Raw genomic sequence first — 10,136 nt, 5'->3', positions numbered from 1 at the left:
CGCCCGTAACTGTCGAAGACCGGTGGCCGCTTGCGTATCTTGACCAGCACCGAGTGCTCATCAAACTCAAATTCAGCGGGCGGATTTCCGTTCTCAGTCAGCAGCGCCTGCGCCCGCTGCACCCTGTAACCGAAGCGATTCACGAAACCCAGCGACTTGAGCGCTTCGGCAATCACCGGGTTTCTGTAACTGTTTCGGGTGGGAAAGTTTTGCCGTGTCGCCTCGCCATACAGGCCGCCGGGGCTTTGAATTTCAATGTGGTCGGCAAACACATAAAACCGGATCGGGGAATTGCTGTTGTAGTTGCGGTGCATCACCGCGTTCATCAGCAGCTCGCGGATGGCGCCTTCCGGGTAGTTGTGTACCAGCTTCTCTTGCAGCGGGTTGACTTGCACCATCGACGTTTTGATCAACAACCGGAGGCGACCGAGCAGTTCTCTGAGGACGCTCTGAAGATCGCCCGCCACTTCAGCTTGATCAACGGGCAGTTCCGTCAAAGACGTGCCGGGCAGTTCCAGATATTGCACATAGGCGCCGGGCAGGTAGAAACGGGGATTTTTCCCGATCAACAACAGGCCTGCGTTCGTGGCGCAGCCCCGATCTGGATCGTACAAACGCAGCGACGCCAGTTGCTGCTCAAGCGGGCGGTGGTTGGCCGCAATAGTTTCCGCATCCACCGCCTCGCGCCGGTACGCATCGAACTGCCCCAACGCCAGGTCATCAATTTTGGCCTCCAGGCATGGCTGGGCATCGAAGGACTTGGCCTGCGCTATGCGTCGCTCGGACAGCGCCCGCTCTTCCTGCTCGTTCGCTATTGCCTTGCGGGGGCCGACGCGAATATGGACGCGTCCCTTGTAACGCACGGGCGGCAAGTCAGACGGATGCACTTCAACCACCGCCACGTCGCCCCCGGCCAGCGAAAACTTCGCCACGCTCATCATCGGCTGCGGCAGGATGTTGCCGTCGGACCGGATGCCAGCCAGGTTCTTGAGCAGATCGTCCGTCACCTTGATGCCCGCCAAAGAGCCGTCATCCTTGACGCCAACCAGCAAATAACCAGGCCGACGGTGATTGGGTAGGTCATTGGCAAAGGCGCAAATCGCTTGCCCGAATTTGTCGGTGTTGTTCGTGGATTCGGTGCGCTCGGCGGTGTCCGACTCAAGATCAGCCATCAGCGCCTTTAGCTGTTGTTCATTGAGCATGGTGTTCTCTGGTTGGACATGATTGCTGTAACGCTGCTGCAGCGAACTATAGAGAGAGTCGTTCGCGTGCTCGAATGATTTTTATCGATATATGGAAATATGACGCCATTTTCCTGAAAAGTTGGCGAATTCGTCATGTGGGGTTAGCCGTTGTGAGCAGGCTCTGACCTAGTTGCAATCCAGTGACTCCGAGTTTGTAAACTTCACTGCCAAACTTGATGACTTTGGAGCCCTTGTCGGCGAATTCTGCGGCCTTGCCAATCATCTTCTTTCCCTGTTCAAAGGCCTGCTTGACTGCGGATGGGCTCGTTTCAACTTCAGTTACAAGGTCTTGAGGAGCGGTTGCCAGTTCTCCAATCGAATCACTGACGACTTTTTGCACCGGACCTATGCCCTGAATTTTGTAGAACTGAAGTGCCCGGCGTAATCCGGCAGTTTGGCGTTCGAGCATTTCTCGCAATCCAACAGGCAAATCTGTTTCTTGCAAGAGCATCTCCTGAGCATCCAAGCTATCTCGCAGGGATTTCATCGCCATTTCATCAATCTCGTTCTCGTCGAATTGACTCAAGGTCCAAGCGGCCCATTGAAGTGCCAAAGGTGTCGCGCGCTTCAACATCTGCTCGTGGTGTGATTTCCATGGCACAGCGAGTTGCGTCGGGGAAAACCCCGTCCGAAGTTGACTGACGCAGTCATGAAATAAATTGTCGGGCACGCCAATGGAGCGAAGTTTCACTTCCATGCTCCGTATTTCGGCGAGCACAGCCTGAATTACGGTTAAGACATCCTCCTCGGTCAACGCGTTTGACGCCGGACCCAAATACTTTTCCCACGCCGTATTGATGGATGCATTCGGATCTGCCGAATTGAAAAATTGAATGATCGTGTGAAGTCTTGACGCGGAGTTCATTTCGGTTTCGGATTGGTCGATTTGTGTCGATGTTGCCTAAGGTCAAACGATCGGTGATGCTCGCCTATAGCGCTGGAGCTGCCACGACCTTTGGCCGCCTCTTGGTGCCCTTGGTGTCTGTCGGCAGCAGGCTGGTGTATTTCTGGTACAGCTCAAACAGAAAAGCCACGCGTTCGGCATCGCTCTTGTAGCTCTTTTTGCCGCCACTGCGCTCATAGGCCTTGTCCACGGCGGCGTCCAGCTTTTGGTGCGCTTTGCGCAACTCGGGCGGCATGGTCAGCGGGTCGTACAGGTCGGCCAGCGTGGCGGGCTCGTCGCCAGACTGGAACTTGGCACGCACGTCGAGCACAGTTTTTGCTGCACTTTCGATAGCCTCTTGCGCTTTATCTATGGGGGCGGGAGGCTGGTTTACTTTGGAGCTTTGGGTGAGATCTGGCCAGGGAAAGTTGTTGTAGACGATGCTGTTGGAGTAGCGAAAATCGCTCTTGATGCGGCCACATGTGTAGCGCATCCAGGCCATGTGCATTACGCTGGACATCACGCCGAAATGAAATGGAGTAGCGTTGGGAACGGAAGAGCATGAGTCTGCAACAACATTGTCAGAGTCAAAAAAACCAAAAGGCACATAGGCGCGGTTCTCGGATGAGTGGCGCGGTATCAGTAGATAACTATTCTTAGGCTGCCTGATTTCCGAAAAGACGGCGGGTGTCGACGCCTGCACGCGTGTCAGGGCTTTGCTGCTCTTTAGCCGGAATGTTTTGACCGCCTGTATTCGTCGCATCACTTCAGGGCACGACTTGAGCAGCGCTGGGTTTGCATCTACCAGCCAGAGGCACCAGCGTTTTTCGTTGTGCAGAAACTCGCGCGCGCTCATGAAGCGGCGAACCAGCGGGGTAGCCTGCGGCTCTGCCAACAACAAAGTTTCCTTTTCGGCATCAGTCATAAGCAAGTTGCCATCGTCAGTTGGTTGATTGCCTTTGGCCATTTCTGGAACATTACAAATCGGGTCCCGGCGCTTTTCAATTGCAACAAAAGCCGCGTCGATCAGATATGGGTTGATTTGTTGAGCAGGAACCGGATGAGGCGTGCCGTTGACCTCGTCGTATTCGTAGATGACTTTCCCGTGGCGGTCTTGCAGGCCAAAGCCAATGATGACGCAATGCACCGCCGCTTTACCAGAGGCTTCGTTGCTCCAACGAAAGGTGCGGTGGGCGAAATGAATGTGGATGCCTTGCGCCAACAGCCAGCTCCACAACACCGCAACTTGCTCACCCTGCGTGATGCTGTTGGTTGAAACAAAGGCGCAGCGCAGTTGATCTTCTTCGCGCAGCGATGTCTGCGCTACTCCACGGAGGTAATTCGCGGCCTTGACGTACCAAGCAGCGACGAAGTCCAACATACCGCCGCCTTTGAGAGGACTGAATAGAAGTTCAGCGTCGGCCTTCTGAGCCGGACTCTGATTGCTGTACCCAATGAATGGCGGATTTCCCAATACAAAGCTGCACCGCTCTGCTGGTAAAACCTCATTCCAGTCCAGTTTGAGCGCGTTGCCATGGGCAATGTGTGAGCTGGTACGCAAGGGGATTCGGGCAAAGTAAAAACCAAACTCTTCGCTCAGTCTCAAATTCATCTGGTGGTCCATTAGCCACAGTGCCACCTGCGCAATCTGGGCGGGGAACTCCTCAATCTCAATGCCATAGAACTGATCAACGTCCACATGGATCAGCCCATGCACATCGACACCCATCTGCCCGTCCTTGATGCTGGCCCGCAGCACAGCCAGCTCCAGTTCGCGCATTTCCCGGTAACTGATCACCAAAAAATTGCCGCATCCGCAGGCCGGGTCAAAAAACGTCAGCGTGCGCAGTTTCTTGTGGAACTCAAACAGCCGGTTTTTGTTGCTTTTGACCTTCTCGAACTCGGCCCACAACTCGTCCAGAAACAGCGGCTTGATCAGCTTGAGGATATTTTCCTCGGACGTGTAATGCGCGCCCAGGTTGCGCCGCGCTTTCTCGTCCATGATGCTCTGGAACAGGCTGCCGAAGACTGCGGGGCTGATGGCCGACCAGTCCAGCGCACAGGCGTCCAGCAAGGCCTCGCGCATGGCGCTGGTGAAATCGGCCATGGGCAGCGTTTCGGAAAACAGCTTGCCGTTGATATAGGGAAAGGCCGCGACCTGTTCGTCCAGCGCCTTGCTGCGTTTGGCTTCATCGGTGTTGAGCACCTGAAACAGCTGGCCCAACCGCGAGCCCAGGTCAGAACCATCTTTGGCGGTGCGTTCTTCAATGAAGGTGCGAAACGATTGAGCGGGCTGAAAAATGCCGGTGTCGTCCGCAAACAGGCAAAACAGCAGGCGCACCAACAGCACCTCCAGCGGGTGCTCGGTGTAGCCGCTGGCCTTCAACGCATCGTGCAGCCGCCCCATGCGCTCGGCGGCCTTGATGTTGACGGGGTCTTGCGGCTTGATCTCCAGCGCTTTGTAACCCGCCACAAAACCAAAGAGCCGAATGTGCTTGTGCAGGTCTTTGATGGCAAATTCAATCGTCTCGCCAGTGGTGAGCCGGTGGACCCGAAAGCGGGCAAAGTCGCACACGATGATGATCTGCGGCAAATCCCGCTCAAGGATGCCGGGAAAGTAAGACAGCGCCTGCGTCAGCGCTGCATCCAGATTTTTCCCGCGCGACTTTTGCTCCACCAGCAGCATGCCGGGCCAGAACAGATCAACAAAGCCGTCAGTTTTCGCTTTGATGCCGGGCAGTTTTTTTACCGCATGCTCGAAGGTGGCGACGCGTTTGTCGGTGATGCCAAAGATTTCAAAGAAATCAATCCAGAACGGTTTGCCCTGGCTATCTTCATTGGCAGCGTCGGCCCAGGTGCGGCTGAAGGTGAGCGCGCGGGATTTGATTTCGTTCCAGGATAGGGGCATGGTGGGGTCAATGTTTCTTTTCTTGGGGACTGTCAGGGCGGTGGATTACCACAATAATTTATACGTTTTAGGCCTCTAGCCCGCGTGCATTATGCGTAAGAAGCTATATAAAGAATAGCGGCTGTTAGCCGGCTACTTTCACTGACTGCCGCTTGGCCCCGTCCAATGTTTGGCCTTGCACAGTCTTCCATTCAATCCATCCGTTTGCGGACCGTGCCAGGACTGCAATCGCCGCCATGCTCGGACTTGCGAAAAGATGGTCGCGTGTAAAAACATATTGGTCACCGTCCAGAGCCAGCACACCCTCAGTCACCAACTGCTGACGAAAGCGCTCTTGAGACGTGCCTTTAATCGAGGCCACGATTTCAATTCGAGCCGTTGAACCTTTATGAACCACGAACCCCTCCGACGTGTATTCACCCACGCCGTTTGCTTCCGGCCCCCTGCAGTAAAACAGCTCCGGCGCTTCGTTCTTGCCATCCGCTCGCTCGGGGGCGCCAGTGAGCGCCTCAAAAATCGGCTGGCCCAGCGTCGCCAGCAGGGTGGCCGCGGTTTCGTGAATCTCATGGCAGTCGGCCTCCAGCGGCGCGGGCGTGTGGGGCCGCGCGCCGGTGTTGCCGTTCTCCAGGCTGTAGCGCCCGGCCTGGGTGGCCTGTTGAATGGCAAACCACTCCAGAAACAGCGCGTGCGTCTGCGTCATGCTGTTGGTCAGCGAGATCACCACCAGCGCCCGGTTCCAAAAGTCCTTGTTCTGGTTGTGCTGCACCAGCCGATTGCCGACGCTGCCGGACTGGCCGATATACACGCGCGGCAAGCCGGCCTCAGACAGCTCGCCCATCAAAAAGTACACGCCCACCTGCAGCGCCTCGGGCGTCTTGACGAACTCGGCCAACTGGCTGCGCGGCACTTCGATCACGCGAACAATGCGCGTCGTGATCTCGGCCACGCGCATGCCACGCGGGTCACCGGCGGGGAGGAAGATTTGGATGGTTTGGGGGCGGGACATTTTCAAAGCGCCAACCCTATTAAGCTCTTGAAAAATAGAAGTCGATCAGCTTGTGGCATTTCTTCAGGACCATGAGCAAAGACAGTGCGGTTAATGTCCCAATGTAAAAGGTCAGAATATTGCCAGTAATCTTCAAATACGCGTTGTTTGCCAAACACATCAAGCTTACCAAAACCAAGACCAAACTCACAAAAACCGTGAAACTGATGTTGTAAAACGTATGTCGAGAAATATCTATAAATAGTCTTCGAGCATCCGTTAGTTTTTCTGCTTGATTGATGACAAGCGTATAAACCAGTACCAATAGGTTAAGTAATAGACCAGCAATGATCGCTGCAGCGGAAACAATAACTCCTACCGTTTCCGCTGGAAGATAATAACCTTGAAACACGGTTACGAATTGGTATATCGCGAAGGGAATTCCAGAAAACAAAAAAACAGCCGATGCATTTTTGTCGATTGCGTCGATTTGATTTGGCTGCTTGGCGCCAAGCGTCTTTAAGTGCGCCTCGATAATGTTAATCGGGTTGAGTTGACTTAACATTACACGTCTTCTGTGAGAAGTTCCTGTTTGCCTATTGGTGGCGGGCTTGAGGTCATCGGGAATATTTTAGTTGACGTTTTAATAGCTACAGTAGTTCCTATTGACTCAAGTAATGATTCACCTAACTCATCAGCTTTCGCAAACCAAGTTTCTTTGCTCGGATAACCAGTAATGTCAACTTCAATATCTTCGGTAATATCAATGTTGCTAGAAACTCTTTGTTTTCCAATATCAATGCGTCGAATTTTCCCACCAATCTCTACATCCAATTTGACATTGTCACATGCCATGTCGACCGATTCGTATAAAGCCCGAAAGTTTCCTTTGCCTGCCAACATTTGCAAGAAATAGTCCTTTGAAAAAAAACTCATATCTCTTCGTGCTTTCACCACGATTTCAATATTTTGAATTTTTGATCGGTCATCTTGGTCAAGGAAGTCTTCAAGAGAATTAGGTAGACGATTTTTGATGAGCCTTATAGCTTTAAGCGTCCCCTGAGATAGGAGGGTCTGTGCCAATGCAGCGGGGAAAACTCTATTTACATTGAAGCTATAGCCTGGAAATCGTGCTTCGATGTAATGCATTAGGTGTGGAATCGTGAGAGTTCTAACGCCATAAGTTTTCGTACGAGCAAGAAGCAATAGTCCTTTCTTTCGTTTACTTTGCAAGTCGGAATTTGGCAAAATGAAAGAAAACATGAATGGCAACATATCTGCTTCGCTTGGGCCCTTTTCGTGTGAGACGGCCTTGGCTTCCACGTCATAAATTGTGGTCTTAAAACCGTGTTCACCCGTTTCATATTTTCCAGCTATTGAAATATTGCTGGCGGAGTAAATTTCGGAAACGCGGAATAGACGATTCCCTCCGAGTGAACGATAGGTCTCAAGTTCTTGTAAGTAGTATTCAAGAATTACCTGCCGTAAGTTCTGATTGTTGTTAAAGCTCCACAGATCAACAGCATTTCGCTGTTCATCCAAAAGCTCTATTGCATATGGTGCTATTGCGAACGATTAGCGTTTATCAGCCGCGCTGCAATGCTTGTAAAAACCATAAACATCTCCCGCGGCTGATAAACCATGTTGGACTGAACCGCCTGCTGAGGCGGTCGCGATAGGGGTTTGTAAGCTTCACCCCATTTGTTGAATCAGATTATGACCGGGCTTGAGTGATTTTCAGCCAGTCAACATCGTGGCGAACGGGCACAGTACCCTGCATCATGGCGTTGCGCAGACGTATTGCGCTGCCCCACGCGAGCCTGTCCAACACAGCGCGCAGCGCCACCCCCAGCCTCTTGCGCTGCGATGCCAAACCGTGCACAGACCCACGACTCACGGCGGCCCCCGGCTCTGTTGTGTCACTACGTGCGCGGGCGCAGGCAATCGGGCGGCCCCCTGTAGCACAGCGACGACCTGCAAGCGTCCCACCTTGCAACACGGACACAAACCCACATCCATCTTGGCCACCCGCGCCATGAACCCTTGAGCAGACTCCACGGCCTGCGGATTGGGCGCAGGCATCCGCAAGGCCAGCCGCGCGGCGTTGAGCTTGACCCCTTTGCAGCTTGAGGCCAGCACCCCATAGTGGCGGATGCGTTTGATGCCAGTGGGCAGCACATGCAACATGAAGCGGCGCACAAACTCTTTTCCCGGCAATCGCTCCAAACGTTTACCGCCCTGGTCATTGGCGCGCACCGAGAACGCAACCTCTTCGGTGTTGATGGCGCGGATGCGTTCATTGCTGATAGCTGTGCGGTGCGTGTAACGGCTCAGGTACTCCAGCACCTGGGCGGGTCCACCCAGTGGCGTCTTGGCGTACACCACCCAGTCGTGCTTGTAGAGTTGGCGCTGTCGCTCGCGCCAGGCTTTGTCATCGCCTTGCGGGTCGCGTTCAATGTCGCCCTTGTGGTGAGCGCGTGACAGCGCCGCCAGAAACTTGCCGCGAAACACTTTGGACAAGGCCTGCACCGGAAACAGGAAGTCCGGTTTGCGCGTTGGCAGGCTCCACTGCCCATCTTGGTCGAGCACTCCACAGGCCATCACCGCATGCAGGTGAATGTGGCGGCGCAAGTCGTGCGTCCAGGTGTGCAAGACCAGGCTCAACGCTGGCGTGCCGTTTGTGGCATCCATCCATTGGGGGTTGGCGGCAAACTCAGACAGGGTTTGGGCGGTGCATGCAAACAGGGTATCGATCAGCCAACGCGGGTGGGTTCCATACAAACCGTTCAAGCTGTGCGGCAAGGTAAACACCAGATGGGCGTAAGGCACGGGCAACACCTCGGCCAGTCTGCCTTGCAGCCAGGCGTCCTTGGCCCGCATGCCGCACTGCGGGCAGTGTCGGTTGCGGCAGGAGTGGTATTGCCAGTGGCTGTGACCGCAGGTGTCACAAGCCAACTGCTGCCCACCCAGCGCGGCCGTGCGACAGGCAGCAATGCCCCGCCAGGCTTTGGCCTGGGGTGTGTTCAGAGCGTGGGTTGCCAGATACGCTGGGCCAAACTGGCGCAACGCATCGGCCAGGGTGGCCATGCGGAGGCTACAAAGAAGGCTTACCTGGCCTACAGCTTGGGCAGGCCAGCCAGCAGGTCCAGCGGATCAACACCCTTCGGGGGCCGGAATTGGGGGCTGATGAGGTGCAGGTAGCGTGCCGTGGTGCTGATGTGGCCATGGCCCAGCAGCTTCTGGATGGTGAAGAGGTCAACGCCGCCCTCCAACAGATGGGTGGCAAAGTCGTGGCGCAGTGTGTGGATGCCCCCGCTTTTGGTGATGCCCGCGTGCTGGCGGGCGGCTCGGTAGGCGCGCTGGGCCGTGTCGATGCTGATGGGTTGCGTGCCGGTGGCGTCGCAGAACAACCAGGGCTTGGGTCGAAAGGTGCGCATGTAGATGCGCAGCAACCCCAGCAAGGTTGGACTGAGCAGGGTGTAGCGTCCCTTGCCTCCTTTGCCACAAGCCACCCGAATGCACATGCGGTCACTGTGGCTGTCGATGTCGCCCACGTGCAGGGCGCAGGCCTCGGACACGCGCAGCCCCGTGGCGTAAATGGTTTGCAGCAGCATGCGGTGCATGGGATGCCAACAGATCGCAAACAGGCGGGCGATTTCTTCGCGGGCCAACAGTTCTGGTTGTTTGTCCGGTGTCTTGGCCATCGGAATGTGAAACAGTGTGCGTTCATGGCCCAGTACTTTCTCGTACAGGAAACGCGCGGCGCTGGCGGCCTGGTTCATGGTGCTGTAGGAGAGGTGACGGTCACGCACCATGTGCAGCAAGTAGGCATCAACCTCTTGGGCGGTGTACTCGGCGGGGTCACGACGGTAGTACTTGGCCATGGCGTAAATGGCATTGACGTAACACTCACGGGTGCTGGGACTAAAGCCACGAACCACCATGGCGTCGATCATGCTTTGGCGTAGAGGTCTCATGCGACAAACTCCTTCAAATCCGGGGAACATTCCCCAGCTCGAAGGCTTCTCCCGCATCGCCTCGATTGCAAGCCATCCGCCAACAAAAACGCGGTGGTGGCCTGTGAGGACCTACCACCGCGTCAGCGGTTTAGTTCAA

The 10,136-nt window shown here is 55.1% G+C and carries 8 protein-coding genes; all 8 read right to left on the bottom strand.

Features of this window, described 5'->3' with window-relative positions:
- The coding region (locus B3V69_RS11910; RefSeq protein ID WP_296446802.1) for an RNA-binding domain-containing protein at window positions 1-1,202 on the bottom strand (1,202 nt) is incomplete at its 3' end.
- A gap of 133 nt (window positions 1,203-1,335) precedes the next feature.
- On the bottom strand, window positions 1,336-2,109 hold the full coding sequence (locus B3V69_RS11905) for a hypothetical protein (RefSeq protein ID WP_296446800.1): 774 nt from the start codon (window positions 2,107-2,109) through the stop codon (window positions 1,336-1,338).
- A gap of 64 nt (window positions 2,110-2,173) precedes the next feature.
- On the bottom strand, window positions 2,174-5,035 hold the full coding sequence (locus B3V69_RS11900) for a DNA methyltransferase (protein WP_296446798.1): 2,862 nt from the start codon (window positions 5,033-5,035) through the stop codon (window positions 2,174-2,176).
- 124 nt (window positions 5,036-5,159) lie between these two features.
- Entirely contained in the window at window positions 5,160-6,041 is an 882-nt protein-coding gene (locus B3V69_RS11895; protein ID WP_296446795.1) for a GIY-YIG nuclease family protein, read from the bottom strand.
- A gap of 19 nt (window positions 6,042-6,060) precedes the next feature.
- On the bottom strand, window positions 6,061-6,585 hold the full coding sequence (locus tag B3V69_RS11890; protein ID WP_296446794.1) for a hypothetical protein: 525 nt from the start codon (window positions 6,583-6,585) through the stop codon (window positions 6,061-6,063).
- The gene (locus tag B3V69_RS11885) at window positions 6,585-7,562 is read right to left on the bottom strand and encodes a hypothetical protein (RefSeq protein ID WP_296446792.1); all 978 of its coding nucleotides are present in this window, start codon (window positions 7,560-7,562) and stop codon (window positions 6,585-6,587) included. Before B3V69_RS11885 ends, B3V69_RS11890 begins: the two co-directional genes overlap by 1 nt.
- Window positions 7,563-7,913: 351 nt before the next feature.
- Window positions 7,914-9,107, bottom strand: coding sequence for an IS91 family transposase (locus tag B3V69_RS11880; protein WP_296446790.1), 1,194 nt, complete (start codon window positions 9,105-9,107; stop codon window positions 7,914-7,916).
- Window positions 9,108-9,136: 29 nt separating this feature from the next.
- Window positions 9,137-9,997, bottom strand: a complete 861-nt coding sequence (locus B3V69_RS11875; protein WP_296446788.1) for a tyrosine-type recombinase/integrase — start codon at window positions 9,995-9,997, stop codon at window positions 9,137-9,139.
- Between the last annotated feature and the right edge of the window lie 139 nt (window positions 9,998-10,136).

Origin of the sequence: Rhodoferax sp. UBA5149 (assembly GCF_002413825.1) — a bacterium.
Lineage (GTDB): Bacteria > Pseudomonadota > Gammaproteobacteria > Burkholderiales > Burkholderiaceae_C > Rhodoferax.
The sequence above is the reverse complement of the archived record's forward strand: the minus strand, read 5'-3'. Positions and strand labels throughout refer to the sequence as shown.